Annotated in this window: 1 protein-coding gene; it reads left to right on the top strand. The window is 76.4% G+C overall.

The window, feature by feature from the left end; genetic code table 11:
* Nucleotides 1–610, top strand: a 610-nt coding sequence (locus VR44_RS31155) for an MFS transporter (RefSeq protein WP_045950971.1), incomplete at both ends; no start/stop codon positions are given.

Raw genomic sequence — 610 nt, 5'->3', positions numbered from 1 at the left:
CGGGCGGGCGGTTCCGCTGGTCGCCGACGCGGTGTCGTTCGCCCTCTCCGCGCTGCTCGTGCGATCGCTGCCCGCCGTGCCCCGGCCGGTGCCGCAGGCCCGTGAGTCGCTGCTGCGGCAGGCGCGGGCCGGGGCCTCGTACGTCTTCCGCGACCGGTTGCTGCTCGGGCTCGCGCTGCGTCCGGCGGTCGGGAACGTCGCCTTCCTCGCGGTGGAGATCGTGCTGGCCCTCTTCGCGTACGACCGGCTCGGCATCGGCAGCTTCGGCTTCGGCCTGCTCCTCACGGCGGAGGCCACCGGCGGTCTACTCGGCGCGGCCCTCGCCTCCTTCCTCGGCCGGCGGCTCGGCACCGGCACCGCCCTGACCTGCACGGCCGCGGTCGAGGGCCTGGCCGTCATGGGCCTCGCCGCCGCCCCGAACCCGTACGTCGCCGGTCTCGCGCTCGCCGTCTGCGGGGCGGGCATGGGCGCCACGATGGTGCTCGCGCCCTCCCTGCGGCAGTCGATCGTCCCGCCGCAGCTCGTGGGTCGGATCGCCTCCACCTCCCGCATGCTGGCCATGTGCGCCGCTCCGTTCGGGGCCTTCCTCGGCGGCTGGCTGGCCACCGCC

It is taken from the genome of Streptomyces katrae (assembly GCF_000966975.1).
GTDB lineage: Bacteria > Actinomycetota > Actinomycetes > Streptomycetales > Streptomycetaceae > Streptomyces > Streptomyces katrae.
Note: the sequence above shows the minus strand (reverse complement) of the source record. Positions and strands in the feature narration are given on the sequence as shown.